The organism is Nocardioides sp. HB32, assembly GCF_054058995.1.
On sequence record NZ_JBSSBS010000001.1, the window covers coordinates 2,474,667 to 2,488,761 of the forward strand.

The following is a 14,095-nucleotide window of genomic DNA, read 5'->3' on the forward strand; positions in this document are numbered from 1 at the left end:
GACCGAACCAAGGAGGCAACCCATGACCGTGCAGACCCAGCGCCGCAGTGGCGGCGGCTATCTCGAACGTCCCAAGCCCAGCGGACTCGCTGACGTCATCGAGATCATCCTCGACAAGGGCATCGTCATCGACGCCTACGTCCGGGTGTCGCTCGTGGGCATCGAGCTGTTGACGATCGACGCCCGCATCGTGATCGCGAGCGTCGACACCTACCTGCGGTTCGCCGAAGCGACCAACCGGCTCGACCTGTACGAACACGGCGGGAAGGACCTCGGCGAGATGGTCGGGGACCTCCAGCAGTCCGGCGCGTCCGGCAAGACCCAAGGAGCCGTCCAGGGTGTGAAGCGTGCCCTCGGTGTCGGCCACAGCGACGAGGACGAGGACGAGGACGACGACCGCGAGCGCCGTCCCGTGAAGAAGTCCGCGAGCCGCCGGCGGTCCGAGCAGCGGTGATCGTGACGGGACTCCGCGCAGACGCTTCGATGCCTCCCTCTGGGGACGGCGCGGACGAGGCCCTGTTCGTCTATGGCGTCGTCCGCGCCGGAACCGGCGGACCCGAACGTCGTGCCGACGGCTTGACCGGGATCCACGGGTCGACCGTGGACCTCATCGTCGGCGGTTCGGTGGCGGCCGCTGTGACGACGGTGGCACTCGAGGAGCCGCCCCGGCGGCGAGCCGACCTGCTCGCCTACCAGTCGGTCCTCGACGCCTTGCATCGCGCCGGGCCCGTCGCGCCCGTCCAGTTCGGTTCCGTGCTGTGGGACGCGGCCACGGTGGTGGAGGAGCTGCTGCTGCCCCAGGAAGACAGGTTCAACGCTGTCCTGGACCGTCTCGAGGGGAAGCAGCAGTACAACCTGCGCGCCAGCTTCGTCGAGGAATCCGTGCTCGCGGACCTGGTCGCCACTGACCCGGACGTGGCGGCGTTGCGCGAGCGGACGCGGGACCAGCCGGAGACGGCGACCTATCCCGAGCGTGTCCGACTCGGCGAGCTGGTCGCGCGAGCGCTGGAGGACCGCAGCGCTGACGAGGCCGAGGTGCTGTGGGCGGCTGTCGAGCCGCTCACGGCCGAGCACCGGGTCCGGACACCTCCGACGGCGCAGCAGGTCCTCGACGTGGCGCTCCTGGTCGAGGAGGACCGGGCCACGGAGCTGGTCGAGCGTCTGGAGGATCTCGCGGAAGCCGTCCACGAACGGATCCGGATGAGGCTCGTCGGTCCGCTCGCGCCGTACGACTTCGTGGACGAGGGCTCGGGATGGGTCTGATCACCGGTCTGCTCGGCCTTCCGCTCGCGCCGGTGCGCGGGACGGTGTGGGTGGCAGACCAGATCTTGAAGCAGGCGGAGGACGCCTACTACGACCCGGCTGCCATTCGCAGCGAGCTCGAGGACGTGGACCGCTTGCGCGCGGAAGGACGCATCGACGACGAGACTGCGGAAGCGCTGGAGGACGAACTCATCGAGCGGCTGATGATCGGTCAGGAGAGGAGCGACGGCCATGGCTGAGACCACGCCTGAGGCGACGCCCCGCAAGACGGCGGAGAAGACCACCAAGAAGACCGGTGCCAGGAAGACGACCGCGAAGAAGGCGGGCGCGACGAAGGCGGCGGCGAAGAAGACGCCGGCGAAGAAGGCGACCGCCCGCGACCCGGCAACGAAGCGGGCGCCGGCCAAGAAGCCCGCCGGGGAGGGTGCGAGGAAACAGCCCTCGACGGCTGCCCGCAGCTCACGGGACGGCTCGTCCTCGCGGGCACCGTCCGAGCAGCGGACGGGCCGCGAGCCCGACGACACCACGGACAACGGGGACAACGGCGGCAGCGGGGGCCGCCGAGGCCCCTCGAGCGGCGGACGGGCCGCGGTTCTCGCGGCCCAGCAGCTGGTCGACCTCACCGGCAAGGACTTCGAGGGCATCGTCGGGATCTCGAAGACCGACGACGGGTGGACCGCTCAGGTCGAGATCCTCGAGATGCGACGCATCCCGGACACGACTGACGTGCTTGCCGTCTACGAGGTCGCTGTCGACCAGGACGGCGACCTGCTGGGGTACAGGCGCACTGACCGGTACACCCGCGGGAGCGCTGGAGAGGATCGCCGATGACCGAGCAGCAGACCGGCGACGTGCCCAGCGCCCGCCCGTACTACCAGCCTCCGAGCCTGACCGGCCGGCCTCAGCCGGCGAACCTGGCCGACATCCTCGAACGTGTCCTCGACAAGGGCATCATCATCGCCGGCGACATCCGGGTGAACCTCCTCGACATCGAGCTGCTCACCATCAAGCTGCGCCTCCTGGTGGTCTCGGTCGACAAGGCCGAGGAGATGGGCATCGACTGGTGGAAGCATGATCCGATGCTGACCGTGCGCGAGCGCGGCCTGGACGAGGAGAACCGGGAGCTGCGCGAACGACTTGCCCAGCTCGAAGGCACCCCCGACGACGAGGAGGAGGGCCAGGACGAGGGCGACGGCAGTGCCCGGGGTCGGCAGTCTGCTGGTTCGCGGTCGAGAGGCGACGCGTGAGCGACATGCCCCCAGCACCGACGTCCGCGGACGGGCCCGAACCGTCGGTCCCGGTGTCCGACACCGCCACGAACTCCGCCACGAACCCCGCCACCGACACCGTGACCGACAGCTCGACGGGTCGAGGCTCCGAGCAGGGCACCGGCCGCTACCTGTACGCGGTGTGCCGACGGCTGCCCCCGGGAGCTCTCCAGGGCGTCCACGGACTTTCCGGTGAACCGCTGGAACTGGTCGAGCACGGCGACCTCGTGGCCGTCGTGTCGACGGTGCCCTTGGCGTCGTTCGGCGAGGACGCGTTGCGCCGCAACCTCGAGGACCTGTCCTGGCTCGAGTCCGTGGTGCGCGGTCACGACGACGTCGTCCAGGCCGTCGCCGCGCACGGACCGGTCGCGCCGATGCGGCTGGCCACGATCTGCTTCGATGACGACGCGGTCCGGGCCCGGCTACGGCAATGGGCCGTCGACCTCGGCTACGTCCTCGACCGGGTCACCGGTTCCGCGGAGTGGAGCGTGAAACTGCTCGAGCTCGCGCCGCAGGCCGAAGCACTCGAGGAGGCGGAGGCGCCGGCGAGCGGCGCGGAGTACCTGCGCCGCCGCAAGGCCGCGGTCGAACAGCGCGCAGCATCATCCGCGTCAGCCGCTGACGTCGCCGACGACATCCACGCCACGTTGGCTTGTCGCGCGAAGGCAAGCCGGCAGCTACCCCCGCAGGACCCCCGGCTCTCGGGGCTGAGCGGCACGATGGTCCTCAACGCCGCCTACCTGGTACCCGACGTCGACGCAGCCGAGTTCACTGCCGCGCTCGATGAGCTCCGCGGCCGCTACCCGAGCCTGCTCATCGACGCCCGCGGTCCGTGGCCGCCGTACTCGTTCGCCATGCTGGGGCAGCCATGACGACGCTGTCGGCACGGAGCGAGGTCGTCGCCGGGGGCCCGGGGGAGGTGCCCGCCGGCTCGTCCGATCGGCGACCCACCCGAAACCTCGCTCCGGTCGCGCTGGTCGACCTGCTCGACCGGCTGCTCGGCGCGGGGGTGTTCGTGGCCGGCGATGTCGTCATCTCGCTGGCCGGCGTCGACCTGGTGGAGGTTCGCCTCCATCTCCTCGTCAGCTCGGTGCGCGCGGAGATGGCCGAGACCCGGAGGCCGGTCCCGTGAGCGAGTGGCCGTTCGACGACCTGCCGTCCCTCGGGGGCGGTCGCCGGCCCGCTATGCAGGCACCCGACGGGCCTCGGACACTGCTGTCCCAACGCCTGGAGACCGACGCCGAGGCCGTCGAGCGTGACCTGATGAAGCTGGTGCTGACCATCGTCGAGCTGGTGCGGCAGCTGATGGAGAAGCAGGCCCTGCGCCGCGTCGACGAGGGCGACCTGACCGACGAGCAGGTCGAGGGGCTCGGCAACGGGCTGATGCACCTCGAGCAGGCGATGGAAGATCTCAAGAGGCGCTACGGGCTGACCGCGGAGGACCTGAACATCGACCTCGGCCCCCTGGGGACGCTGCTGCCCGAGTAGCCACGGCCTCGACGCTCCTCGCGGCAAGCAGCGTGCGGAAAACAGCTGCGAGCCGAGCACAGGGCCCCTCGTCCCCTCCCTCCGGACACGAGGGCCCCGTACCCGACGTGGATGTCCTCATCCGAGACGCAGCACGCCCAGAATCTGGTTGAGGAGGTTCGACAGCCGGCCCAGCACGCCGCCGAGGCCGCCGTCGAGCAGCCCGGTGACCGCGCAGAGCAGGTTGCCGAGGAGGTTGCCTGCTCCACTCTGCGCGACGATGTTGAGCACGACGCGGTCGAGGTGGACCTGGAGTCCGAGGAGGTCGAGGTCGAGAGGGGCGAGGACCAGGTGGAGGATGTCGCAGGTGACCTGTGCGCCGGCGGTGCGGGCGTGGACCGGGGTCCCGTTGATGGTCTTGACCCGGACCGTCTTCATCATGGCGAACGTGGTGCGGTCGCCGTTGCGTTCGTGAACGACACCTTGGACAAGACCGCGGACGAAGACCTTGCCGTCCTTCTTGAGGAAGTGGAGCGGTACGAACGATCCCGTGACCTTCCGGTTGTCGCCGGTGGTGCCGATGATGCGTGAGTTGAGGTCGCCGCGATGGGTGTGGGCGACGGGCCGCTCAGCTGGCTGGGCCGGCCTACTGGCCGTGGAGACGTCCTGGAGCGAGAAGATGCACAGGGTCATCGCGACGAGGACAGCTACTGCCCTGAGGATGGACGTGCGACAGCGATTCATTTTCTTTCCCTCCCGAAGGTAAAAGATTCCAAATGCCTCCCATGGCGGAATACTTGCCGCGAAGCGCCACCGGCGTTAGACGAGGTGCGTCAAAAAAATCGGCAGAGCACTAAAATCACCCGCTCGGGTGAGATGGGTTTTCGCCGAGTTCGCGACCGCAGGCCTTCGCGGTCCTCTTCCCGCTCACCTGAGCGACGCTCGGCACCAGGTCGGAGGCGCGCGGCAGTGCGGTCGTGGGACCACGTGGTCCCGGAGTTGGTGGAACGGTACGGAAGGGGTACCTACTCCTGGCTGGCTGTCGCGCCACGGAGCGGCAGCCAGTCCTGTGGATCCAGCACCGCGTGTCCAGGGTGGCGCAGCGCCGACGGTCCTCGCCCCGGTCCGCCGGGACCCATCCGCGTCGCGCCGATCTAACACCACGTGTTTACGCTGTAAAAACGGTTTCGTCTACCGCGTAGTTCACCGGGTGCCGAGTGATATCTCAGTCGCCACCCGAAAGGGAAGTCCATGGACATCGCGCGCGTCCCTCAGGAGCGCCTCGATCGGGAGCCCGCCGGTCTTCTGCACGTGGTCGAGGACCTCGGCTCTGAGTTCCGAGCGCCGCTACTCGCCCCAGCCCATCGGGAACACCTCGAACTGCGCCGCGAACGCGACGCCCATCCGCTGACCCGCCTGACGGCCGAAGCCCTCGAGGAACTCGCGGGGGTCGAAGTGCTCCCAGCCGAGGCCGTCGATGTAGGCACGGTGCGCCTCCAGCGACTCCACGCCGAGGTCGAAGGTGTCGGTGGTGTCCACGCCGTACCTGCTGTCGGGGGAGCCGGTCGCCCAGACGGCACGCACGCCGCCCCAGGGCTCGAGCCCGGCGGCCAGCTGCTCGTTGAAGACCCAGCGGTTGCCCGCGTCACGCACCGCGTCGACGACGGCTCGCCCCGTGGCGATGTGGTCGGCCTGATTGAGGTTCACCCCGCCCCAGGTGTCGCGGAAGTTGCCGGTGATCACGATCTCCGGCCGGAACCGGCGGACGACGTGCGTGATCTGCCGGCGCAGAGGCACGCCGTACTCCAGGATCCCGTCGGGCTGGTGCAGGAACTCCACGTGCGGGACGCCGACGATGCGCGCCGACTCGACCTGCTCGGCCTCGCGGACGACGCGGCACTCGTCCGGCGGCAGCGCGTCGATGCCCGCTTCTCCACTGGTCACCATGCAGTAGGTGACCTCCTTGCCCTGTCCGGTCCAACGGGCTATCGCCGCGGCGGCGCCGAACTCCATGTCATCGGGGTGCGCGACGACGCACAACGCGCGCTCCCAGTCCTCGGGCAACGGCTCCAGCGGCACGATCTCCATGGGTCGAGCATGACAGCGCCCGGCGTGAGTACGGGAGGGCTCGGGTACGGCGGGACCATGAGCTATCGCCTGAGTCGCCTCATGTCCGCCGCCTCTGCCGCGTACGGCGGCTACGCCCTGACCCAGCCCGCCCACCTGTGGCAGGCGCTGCAGGCCGACCGCAAGGACCGGCAGGGCCTCGAGCTGCTCGCGACGACGTACGGCGCCCGCGACCTCGCGGTCAGCGCGGCCGGTGTCCTCGGGAGGCGGCCGGACACGGTGCGCACCGCGATGCTGCTGCGGATCGCGATGGACCTCGGCGACTGCGCGCTGCTGTCCTTCCGGACCCACGACCCCGGCGTGCGCCGCAAGGTCGCGGCGGTCACGCTCGGCTGGGCCGGGCTGAATGCACTTGCCCTGACCGTCGACACCCTGCGCGACGGTGGGTGACGTCCGGGTCGGCATCTCCGGCTGGACCTACGACGGCTGGCGCGGAGACTTCTACCCGCGCGGGCTGCCCCGGAAGCGGGAGCTCGCGTACGCCGCGGAGCGCCTGGACTCCGTCGAGATCAACGGCTCCTTCTACTCCCTGCAACGCCCGACGTCGTACCAGACCTGGCGTGAGCAGACGCCGGACGACTTCGTGTTCGCGGTCAAGGGCGGCCGGTTCATCACGCACATGAAGCGGCTGCGCGACGTCGAGACCCCGCTGGCGAACTTCTTCGGCTCCGGCGTGCTCGCCCTCGGTGCCAAGCTCGGGCCGGTGCTCTGGCAGCTGCCCGAGCGGCTCGAGTACGACGCGGAGCTGCTCGGCGCGTTCTTCGACCTCCTGCCGCGCACCGTGGGCGCGGCCGCCGCGCTCGGCCGCAAGCACGACGCGAAGCTGAAGCCCGATCGTGCGCTCACGACCGCGCCCCGCGGGCTCGCGGGCCAGCGGATCCGGCACGCGCTGGAGTTCCGCAGTGCGTCGTTCTGCACCGAGGAGGCGTTCGCGCTGCTGCGGGAGCACGACATCGGCTGCGTGGTCGCCGACACCGCCGGCCGGTGGCCGCTCGCCGAGGCGGTCACCAGCGACCTGGTCTACGTCCGCCTGCACGGCGACCAGGAGCTCTACGCCAGCGGCTACTCCAACGCAGCCCTCGACCGTTGGGCCGAGAAGTGCCGCTCCTGGTCGGAGCAGGCCGACGTCGTCGTCTACTTCGACAACGACGCCAAGGGGTATGCCCCGCACGACGCGGTGCGGCTCCGGGAGCGACTCACGCACTAGGCTGCCGACCCCACGGGGCGGTAGCTCAGTCGGTCAGAGCAGAGGACTCATAATCCTTGGGTCGTGGGTTCGAGCCCCACCCGCCCCACCACAGAATGTGTTTGCCTTCGGCTGATCGGTGCCGTTCGGGCTTCGGCTGAGGCGTTACACGTCTTCGGCTGACGGGTGACACCTGCTTCGGCTGATTGGTGACACTCCCGAGGTATGCGGGAGTTGAGTGTGGCTGAGCAGCGGTATCAGGCCGTGCTGGCGGTGGTCAGCGACGGCGAGACGGTCACGGACGTGGCGGCCCGGTTCGGGGTCGCCCGCAAGACCGTGCACCATTGGCTGGCGCGGTACGAGGCCGGTGGGCTCGAGGGGCTGGCCGATCGCTCGCACCGGCCGAGGTCGTGTCCGCACCAGATGGATCCTGGTGTCGAGGTCGAACTCGCGGTGCTGCGGCGTCGACATCCCTCGTGGGGTCCGCGGCGGCTGGTCTTCGAGCTGGCCAAGCAGGACATCGCCGTCAGCGAGTCGGGGGTCTACCGGGCGCTGGTCCGGCTGCACCTGATCGATCCCGCGGCCCGTCGGCGGCGGGACCGGAAGTGGAAACGCTGGGAACGCGGCGCCCCGATGGAGCTGTGGCAGATGGACGTGGTCGGCGGATTCGTGCTGGCGGACGGCCGCCGGGTCAAGGCGCTGACCGGGGTCGATGACCACTCCCGGTACTGCGTGTGCGCCCACCTGATGCTGCGCGAGTCCGCGCGCGAGGTGTGCGAAGGGCTCGCCGTGGCGTTGCGGACCCACGGCGTGCCGGGCCAGATCCTGACCGACAACGGCAAGGTGTTCACCGGCCGGTTCAACACCCCGCCGGTCGAGGTGCTGTTCCACCGGGTGTGCCGGGAGAACGGGATCGAACACCTGCACACCCAGCCACGCTCACCCACGACCACCGGGAAGATCGAGCGGTTCCACCGCGCGATCCGTACCGAGTTCCGCACCGACCGGGTCTTCGCCGACCTCGCCACCGCGCAGGCCGAGCTCGACGAGTGGGTGGTCGACCACAACACGAACCGGCCCCACCAGGCACTGGGAATGGCCACCCCCGCCAGCCGGTTCCTGCACCCCGAACCGAGCCGGGTGAGGGTGCTGAGGACCGTCACCGGCCCCGGCCGACCCGAGCACGACCACCGCGACGGGACCTGGGTCACGCGCCGTGCGAGCGCCGTCGGGGTGGTGTGCGTGTCCTGGCAACAGGTCTGCCTCGGCGCCGCGGCCGCCGGCCACCCCATCGACGTGTGGGTCACCGATCAGGTCCTGCAGTTCTACGACGGCGACCACCTGCTGCGCACCGAGAAACGCACCAGCACCGGGGAGGTGAGAGTCAAGCGCTCCACAGCGCCCCAACGACGTTCTAGAGTCCAACCGAGTGTCACCAATCAACCGGAGTAGATCCGACACCCATCAACCGAAGGCGTTCAGCCCCACCACAGAATGCGCAGGTCGGCGCCCTGCGTTCGGCCACGAAGCCGTCTGGCAGGCGGAGTCGCACGGATGCTCGAGGCCGCCGGCGCCGACCTCGCGGTACGGGACGAGCAGGCGGCCGAACCGAGTGCCGCCTCAACGCGGCCCGCGGCCGCGGCGGGATCGGGAACCCCTCGCGACCGAGTGCGATGTGCTCGTGAGCCTCCGGACAGCCGTGGGCGTTGCGGTCGGGGAGGGTTCCCCGGACGATCCCCAGTTGCCGATCCAGCGCAGCGTCCCGCGGCCCACGGACTGTAACGCCGCGTCTCAGCCCGGAGGGCCACCCAGGTTCTTGCCCTCGTTCAGCTTCCTCGTGCGGTCCGCTCCCTTGGAGTCGATCCCTTTGCGACCGCTGCTCCACCAGGCGAGCGCCGCCAGCACCAGCACGACCACCAGCACGGATGACCAGAAGAACATGACACCTCCCGCGGCTCCGGTCCAACCACGGTACTCCCGCAGGTACCTCAGGTCAGCCCGCGGCGACGACCCACCTGCGCTCGCAGCCGGACGGCCGCGGCGGGATCGGGAACCGGGCTAGACGGCCGCTCGTGCGCGTCGGTCGCGCTCGGCGGCCCAGGCCGCGCGCTTCGTGCCCACGGTCACGCCGATGGCCACTACGCCCGCGACGCCCAGCACGCTCCCGAGCCACAGCGCCGCGAATCCGACCCAGACGGACCGCCCGTTCTCCGCTGCAACGAGCGAAGCCGGTCCGCACCACGCGAGGAAGACACCACCGGACACGTATCCCAACCAGACGACGGCGCGGGGAGACCCATGCGTCGGCCCGCTTACGTGCGTCGGGCCATTCGTAGATGCCCGTGCCGACTAGGACCAAGACGGCAACGCCGACATCGTTCATGGATTCGTCGTCCTTCTAGCCAAGGAATCGGATCTGAGACCCCGCCGCCGTGCTTCCAACACGCGACGAGTACTTCTCGTCCGCGAGCTGCCGGATCTCGGCTGCGTAGTCGTCAGTCACGGGCGCCACCTGCCCGTGGCGTCCCGCAGTTGCTACGCGTCTGCTCCGCCACCCGCTCGGACAGACCCGGAGGGCCGGCCGTATGTGCGGGGGAGGGAAGTCCACCTGTCAGGCGTAAGCCGGACGAGGTCCGACGTGGCCGGACGTCGTGGATCCGACCCATAATCCTTGGGTCGTGGGTTCGAGCCCCAACCCGCCCCACCACGTGCTTGGCGCTCCCGATGCATCGACAGTTGTCCGACCCAACGGACTCAGGCCGCTGGGCTTGTCGAGGTCGACGAACACAGTGATCCGGGTCATTCCTACGGTGAGCGGCATGAGCACCCTGTCCGAGGTCAAGGAGTGGCTGGCGGACCAGCTGCCCGCACTGTTGCAGAAGTACGACGTCCCCGGCGCGGCCGTGGCCGTCCTCAAGGACGGCGAAGTCGTCGATGACGCCGCCGGGATCCTGAACAAGGCCACCGGGGTCGAGGCGACCCCCGACTCGCTGTTCCAGATCGGCTCCATCACCAAGCTGTGGACGGCCACGCTGGTGATGCAGCTGGTCGACGAGGGCAAGGTCGACCTCGACGCGACCGTGCGCACGTACCTGCCGGAGTTCCGGATCGGCGACGAGTCCGCCGCCGAGGTCATCACCATCCGGATGCTGCTCAACCACACCAGCGGCTTCGAGGGCGACATCTTCACCGACACCGGTGTCGGTGACGACTGCGTCGAGAAGTACCTCGGGGTCCTCCACGAGGTGCCGCAGCTGTTCCCGCCCGGCGAGCTGTTCTCCTACAACAACGCGGGCTATTGCGTGCTCGGCCGCCTGGTCGAGGTGCTGCGCGAGAAGCCGTACGACGACTGCCTGCGCGAGCACCTGTTCGCGCCCCTCGGCCTCACCCACGCCGCCGCGAGCCCGTACGAGGCGATCATGTTCCGCGCCGCGATGGGCCACGTCGAGCTCGAGCCGGGCACCGGCTTCAGCCCCGCCCCGGTGTGGGCGCTGGCCCGCTCCAACGCTCCCGCGGGCGCGATGCTCGCCATGCGTCCGCGCGACCTCCTGGCGTTCGCGCAGATGCACCTGGCCGACGGCAAGGCCGCCGACGGCACCCAGGTCCTGGCACCCGGCACCGCCGCCCGGATGCACGCCAAGGAGGTCGAGCTGCCGTACCTCGGCGTCATGGGCGACTCGTGGGGGCTGGGCTTCGAGCGCTTCGACGCCGACGGCGGCGACATCATCGGCCACGACGGCAGCACCATCGGCCAGAACGCCTTCATGCGCATGGTGCCCGAGGCCGGCCTCGTGGTCACCCTGCTCACCAACGGCGGCGACACGCTGTCGCTGTACCACGACGTCGTCGGCCACGTGGTCGCCGAGCTCAGCGACACCGAGCTGCCGCCGCTCCCCGTGGCACCGGCGGAGTCCGAGAAGGTCGACGCCACCCGGTACGTCGGCACCTACTCCTCGGAGGTGGCCGACATCATCGTCAGCCAGGAGGAGGACGGCCGCATCTGGCTCGAGCAGATCCCGAAGGGCCTGTTCGAGGAGCTGGGCGAGCAGCCCGAGCGCCGTGAGCTCGTGCACTTCCGCGGCGACAGCCTGATCAACCTGGAGCCCATGCACGGCATCCACATCCCGCACGCGTTCGTCGGCGACGACGGCGATGGCCACGCCCTGTACCTCCACATCGGTCGCGCCGTCCGGCGCGCCGGAGCCTGACCGAGAAACCCTGAGGAAGCCCATGAAGCTGAAGGCCGCACTGAGCGTCTGCGCGACCGCTGCCCTCCTCGCCGCCTGTGGTGGCGGGAGCGACGGCAACAAGTCCGGCGGGGGAGGTGACAGCGAGTACGTCGACGGCGGCACGTTCACCATGTCGGTCGCCGGCGACCCCGGCAAGCTCGACCCGCAGTCCTCGGCGAGCTCCCAGCTCTTCGCCGTCAACCAGATCGCCTACGACAACCTGGTCTCGATCAACGGTGACACCGGCGAGATCGAGTCGCAGCTCGCAACCGACTGGAAGGTCGACGGCAAGACCGTCACGCTCACCCTCGCGAAGGGCATCACCTGCGCCGACGGCAGCGACTTCACCGCGACCACGGCCGCCGACAACCTCGACTACGTGGGCGACCCCAAGAACAAGAGCCCCTACCTCGGCACCTTCCTGCCGGCCGGTGCGACCGCGAAGGCGGACGACGCCGCCGGCACCGTGACCATCACGCTGGCGCAGCCGGCGCCGTTCGTGCTCAACGGCCTCGGGAGCCTGCCGATGGTCTGCGCCAAGGGCATGGGCGACCGCTCATCGCTGGCCGACTCGACCGACGGCACAGGGCCCTACGAGCTCACCGAGGCCGTGCCCGGGGACCACTACTCGTACAAGATCCGGGACGGCTACACCTGGGGGCCCGACGGCGCCACCACGGCGGAGAACGGCATGCCCGACACGATCGTGGTCAAGGTCATCCAGAACGAGGGCACGGCCGCGAACCTCCTGCTCTCCGGCGACATCAACGCGGCCCTGATCCAGGGCCCGGACGCGAAGCGGCTGGACGCCGCCAACCTGTTCAGCGTCAGCACCACGGCGATGGTCGGCGAGCAGTGGTTCAACCACAACGACGGGCACGAGACCAGCAGCGCGGACGTCCGGATGGCGCTCACCCAGGCGATCGACTTCCAGGAGCTCGCCTCGGTGGCGACCAGCGGCCAGGGCACCCTGGCCACGACGTTCGCGTCGCTGGACCCCTCCGCCTGCCCGGGTGACTCGGTCTCCGGGTCGCTGCCGGACCAGGACGTGGACGCGGCGAAGTCCGTGCTCGCGGGCAAGAAGCTCACGTTCCTCTACTCCAGCGCCGCCGGCAGCGCACTCTCCGCGGCAGCCGAGCTCGCCGTGCAGGAGTGGAAGGCCGCGGGTGCGGACGTCACCGCCAAGGGCGTGGACGAGACGGCCCTCCAGGGCGCGATCTTCGGCACCGGCGACTGGGACATCGCGTGGGTTCCGCTCAACGTCAACAGCCCCGACCAGCTGGTCCCGTTCCTCTCGGGCCCGGGCCTGGCCGACGGCGGCACGAACTTCTCCGGGATCGAGAACAAGGACTACACCGACGGCGTCGCCCAGGCGAGCGCGATGAACGGCACCGAGGGCTGCGACACGTGGCTCGGCGCCGAGTCGAAGCTGGTGTCCGCGGCCGACATCGTGCCGTTCGCCAACAACGAGGTGAAGACCTACGGCAACGGGGCCGAGTTCGAGTACCCCGGCACGTTCTCGCCCACCAGCGTCCGGATGGTGGCGAACTAGTCGATGTCCCTGGCGAGCTCGGTCGCCCCGACGTCCCCACGGGTGGGAGTGACCTCCCACCCGTGGGTCCGGTTCGGGGTACGACGTCTCGGACGCCTGCTGGTGTCCATGTGGGTGCTGGTCACGGCGTCGTTCCTCATGATCCACCTGATCCCGGGCGACCCGGTGCGCGCGGCCCTCGGGCCGACCGCACCGGCCGCCCTGGTCGCCGCGAAGCGCGAGGAGATGGGTCTGGACGACCCGATCCTGGTGCAGTACTGGCACTACCTGCAGGACCTGTTCACCGGCGACCTGGGCACCTCGATCGTGTCGCAGCTCCCGGTGTCCGAGATCGTCTCGCAGCGGCTGCCGGCCACCCTGCAGCTCGCGCTGCTGGCCTTCCTGGTCGCCGTGGCGGTCGCGGTGCCCGTCGGTGTCCTGATGGGTGTCCTGACCCGACGCGGCCACGGCCGGCGCACGGAGCTGGCGTTCACCACGAGCAGCGTGGTGCTCGGCATCGTCCCCGACTTCCTCATCGGCGTCGGGCTCGTCTACGTCTTCGGCGTCAGCCTCGGCTGGCTCCCGGTGGCGGGCAACGACACCCCGTCGGCGTACGTCCTGCCGGTGCTGTCGCTGGCGATCGGCCCGGCAGCGATCCTGTCGCGCATCATCCGCGTCGAGATGGTGACGGTGCTGGAGGCCGACTTCGTCCGCACCGCCCGCGCCAAGCGGCTGCCGGCGCGGACCGTGTACCTCAAGCACGCGCTGCCCAACGCGCTCACCGCCTCGCTCACCCTGGGCGGCCTGATCCTCGGCTCGATGGTGGCCGGCACCATCCTGGTCGAGAACGTCTTCGCCTGGCCCGGGCTGGGCAGCACGATCGTCTCCTCGATCCTCAACAAGGACTACCAGGTCGTGCAGGCCATCGTGATCGTGTACGGCGCCGCCGTGCTGATCGTGAACACCCTGGTCGACGTGGCGCTCGCGCTGCTCGACCCCCGCTCGATGATCCGGGAGGACTGAG

At 69.9% G+C, this 14,095-nt stretch carries 17 protein-coding genes and 1 tRNA gene; 15 read left to right on the forward strand and 3 right to left on the reverse strand.

The window, feature by feature from the left end:
• Positions 1-22: 22 nt before the first annotated feature.
• The 8 genes from gvpJ to ACVW2K_RS12580 are packed head-to-tail and all read left to right on the forward strand — an operon-like array spanning position 23 to position 4,019.
• Positions 23-454, forward strand: a complete 432-nt coding sequence (gene gvpJ / locus ACVW2K_RS12545; RefSeq protein WP_457202748.1) for a gas vesicle protein GvpJ — start codon at positions 23-25, stop codon at positions 452-454.
• 29 nt (positions 455-483) lie between these two features.
• Positions 484-1,263 (forward strand): GvpL/GvpF family gas vesicle protein, encoded by a 780-nt coding sequence (locus ACVW2K_RS12550; protein ID WP_028637700.1) that lies wholly within the window; start codon positions 484-486, stop codon positions 1,261-1,263.
• The gene (locus ACVW2K_RS12555) at positions 1,254-1,502 is read left to right on the forward strand and encodes a gas vesicle protein GvpG (protein ID WP_028637701.1); all 249 of its coding nucleotides are present in this window, start codon (positions 1,254-1,256) and stop codon (positions 1,500-1,502) included. The genes ACVW2K_RS12550 and ACVW2K_RS12555 overlap by 10 nt, the downstream gene beginning before the upstream one ends.
• A complete protein-coding gene (locus ACVW2K_RS12560; protein ID WP_457202749.1) occupies positions 1,495-2,094 on the forward strand; it encodes a gas vesicle protein GvpO in 600 nt (199 codons plus the stop codon). The genes ACVW2K_RS12555 and ACVW2K_RS12560 overlap by 8 nt, the downstream gene beginning before the upstream one ends.
• Positions 2,091-2,510: a gas vesicle protein gene (locus tag ACVW2K_RS12565; RefSeq protein ID WP_457202750.1), complete on the forward strand. Its 420-nt coding sequence runs from the start codon at positions 2,091-2,093 to the stop codon at positions 2,508-2,510. Before ACVW2K_RS12560 ends, ACVW2K_RS12565 begins: the two co-directional genes overlap by 4 nt.
• Before the next feature lie 5 nt (positions 2,511-2,515).
• Complete coding sequence (locus tag ACVW2K_RS12570; RefSeq protein ID WP_457204065.1) at positions 2,516-3,403, forward strand: GvpL/GvpF family gas vesicle protein; 888 nt, start codon at positions 2,516-2,518, stop codon at positions 3,401-3,403.
• Complete coding sequence (locus ACVW2K_RS12575) at positions 3,400-3,663, forward strand: gas vesicle protein (protein WP_081790465.1); 264 nt, start codon at positions 3,400-3,402, stop codon at positions 3,661-3,663. The genes ACVW2K_RS12570 and ACVW2K_RS12575 overlap by 4 nt, the downstream gene beginning before the upstream one ends.
• Complete coding sequence (locus ACVW2K_RS12580) at positions 3,660-4,019, forward strand: gas vesicle protein K (protein ID WP_457202751.1); 360 nt, start codon at positions 3,660-3,662, stop codon at positions 4,017-4,019. Before ACVW2K_RS12575 ends, ACVW2K_RS12580 begins: the two co-directional genes overlap by 4 nt.
• A 117-nt stretch (positions 4,020-4,136) precedes the next feature.
• Here ACVW2K_RS12580 and ACVW2K_RS12585 read toward each other — a convergent pair whose 3' ends face one another.
• The gene (locus ACVW2K_RS12585; RefSeq protein WP_051549259.1) at positions 4,137-4,691 is read right to left on the reverse strand and encodes a hypothetical protein; all 555 of its coding nucleotides are present in this window, start codon (positions 4,689-4,691) and stop codon (positions 4,137-4,139) included.
• 654 nt (positions 4,692-5,345) lie between these two features.
• Positions 5,346-6,086 carry a PIG-L deacetylase family protein gene (locus tag ACVW2K_RS12590; RefSeq protein WP_457202752.1) on the reverse strand — a complete coding sequence of 247 codons (741 nt, stop codon included), beginning with the start codon at positions 6,084-6,086 and terminating at the stop codon, positions 5,346-5,348.
• 81 nt (positions 6,087-6,167) lie between these two features.
• Here ACVW2K_RS12590 and ACVW2K_RS12595 point away from each other — a divergent pair, with 81 nt between their 5' ends.
• The 4 genes from ACVW2K_RS12595 (at position 6,168) to ACVW2K_RS12610 (ending at position 8,763) form a co-directional block, all read left to right on the forward strand.
• Positions 6,168-6,515, forward strand: coding sequence for a hypothetical protein (locus ACVW2K_RS12595; protein WP_457202753.1), 348 nt, complete (start codon positions 6,168-6,170; stop codon positions 6,513-6,515).
• The gene (locus ACVW2K_RS12600; RefSeq protein WP_457202754.1) at positions 6,508-7,332 is read left to right on the forward strand and encodes a DUF72 domain-containing protein; all 825 of its coding nucleotides are present in this window, start codon (positions 6,508-6,510) and stop codon (positions 7,330-7,332) included. Before ACVW2K_RS12595 ends, ACVW2K_RS12600 begins: the two co-directional genes overlap by 8 nt.
• Before the next feature lie 14 nt (positions 7,333-7,346).
• Positions 7,347-7,423, forward strand: a tRNA-Ile gene (locus ACVW2K_RS12605).
• Positions 7,424-7,536: 113 nt separating this feature from the next.
• Positions 7,537-8,763, forward strand: a complete 1,227-nt coding sequence (locus ACVW2K_RS12610; protein WP_457202755.1) for an IS481 family transposase — start codon at positions 7,537-7,539, stop codon at positions 8,761-8,763.
• A gap of 339 nt (positions 8,764-9,102) precedes the next feature.
• Here the strand turns inward: ACVW2K_RS12610 and ACVW2K_RS12615 are convergent, their stop codons facing one another.
• The gene (locus tag ACVW2K_RS12615) at positions 9,103-9,252 is read right to left on the reverse strand and encodes a hypothetical protein (RefSeq protein WP_457202756.1); all 150 of its coding nucleotides are present in this window, start codon (positions 9,250-9,252) and stop codon (positions 9,103-9,105) included.
• An 878-nt stretch (positions 9,253-10,130) separates the two neighbouring features.
• On the opposite strand from ACVW2K_RS12615, the gene ACVW2K_RS12620 reads away from it, so the two are divergent.
• From ACVW2K_RS12620 to ACVW2K_RS12630, 3 genes are read left to right on the forward strand one after another with little or no spacing between them, the layout of a single operon-like run.
• The gene (locus tag ACVW2K_RS12620) at positions 10,131-11,519 is read left to right on the forward strand and encodes a serine hydrolase domain-containing protein (protein WP_457202757.1); all 1,389 of its coding nucleotides are present in this window, start codon (positions 10,131-10,133) and stop codon (positions 11,517-11,519) included.
• A gap of 22 nt (positions 11,520-11,541) precedes the next feature.
• Positions 11,542-13,092 carry an ABC transporter substrate-binding protein gene (locus ACVW2K_RS12625; RefSeq protein WP_457202758.1) on the forward strand — a complete coding sequence of 517 codons (1,551 nt, stop codon included), beginning with the start codon at positions 11,542-11,544 and terminating at the stop codon, positions 13,090-13,092.
• A 48-nt stretch (positions 13,093-13,140) separates the two neighbouring features.
• Positions 13,141-14,094, forward strand: a complete 954-nt coding sequence (locus ACVW2K_RS12630) for an ABC transporter permease (protein ID WP_231496108.1) — start codon at positions 13,141-13,143, stop codon at positions 14,092-14,094.
• The last annotated feature ends 1 nt before the right edge of the window (position 14,095 follow it).

What these genes read in the sequence shown, in the direction of transcription:
- ACVW2K_RS12620 (WP_457202757.1), top strand. Translation starts at nt 10,131, where the DNA reads ATGAGCACCCTGTCCGAGGTCAAGGAGTGGCTGGCGGACCAGCTGCCC.
- ACVW2K_RS12555 (WP_028637701.1), top strand. Translation starts at nt 1,254, where the DNA reads ATGGGTCTGATCACCGGTCTGCTCGGCCTTCCGCTCGCGCCGGTGCGC.
- ACVW2K_RS12565 (WP_457202750.1), top strand. Translation starts at nt 2,091, where the DNA reads ATGACCGAGCAGCAGACCGGCGACGTGCCCAGCGCCCGCCCGTACTAC.
- ACVW2K_RS12615 (WP_457202756.1), bottom strand. Translation starts at nt 9,252, where the DNA reads ATGTTCTTCTGGTCATCCGTGCTGGTGGTCGTGCTGGTGCTGGCGGCG.
- ACVW2K_RS12575 (WP_081790465.1), top strand. Translation starts at nt 3,400, where the DNA reads ATGACGACGCTGTCGGCACGGAGCGAGGTCGTCGCCGGGGGCCCGGGG.
- gvpJ (WP_457202748.1), top strand. Translation starts at nt 23, where the DNA reads ATGACCGTGCAGACCCAGCGCCGCAGTGGCGGCGGCTATCTCGAACGT.
- ACVW2K_RS12590 (WP_457202752.1), bottom strand. Translation starts at nt 6,086, where the DNA reads ATGGAGATCGTGCCGCTGGAGCCGTTGCCCGAGGACTGGGAGCGCGCG.
- ACVW2K_RS12585 (WP_051549259.1), bottom strand. Translation starts at nt 4,691, where the DNA reads ATGACCCTGTGCATCTTCTCGCTCCAGGACGTCTCCACGGCCAGTAGG.
- ACVW2K_RS12595 (WP_457202753.1), top strand. Translation starts at nt 6,168, where the DNA reads ATGTCCGCCGCCTCTGCCGCGTACGGCGGCTACGCCCTGACCCAGCCC.
- ACVW2K_RS12625 (WP_457202758.1), top strand. Translation starts at nt 11,542, where the DNA reads ATGAAGCTGAAGGCCGCACTGAGCGTCTGCGCGACCGCTGCCCTCCTC.
- ACVW2K_RS12560 (WP_457202749.1), top strand. Translation starts at nt 1,495, where the DNA reads ATGGCTGAGACCACGCCTGAGGCGACGCCCCGCAAGACGGCGGAGAAG.
- ACVW2K_RS12610 (WP_457202755.1), top strand. Translation starts at nt 7,537, where the DNA reads ATGCGGGAGTTGAGTGTGGCTGAGCAGCGGTATCAGGCCGTGCTGGCG.
- ACVW2K_RS12570 (WP_457204065.1), top strand. Translation starts at nt 2,516, where the DNA reads ATGCCCCCAGCACCGACGTCCGCGGACGGGCCCGAACCGTCGGTCCCG.
- ACVW2K_RS12550 (WP_028637700.1), top strand. Translation starts at nt 484, where the DNA reads ATGCCTCCCTCTGGGGACGGCGCGGACGAGGCCCTGTTCGTCTATGGC.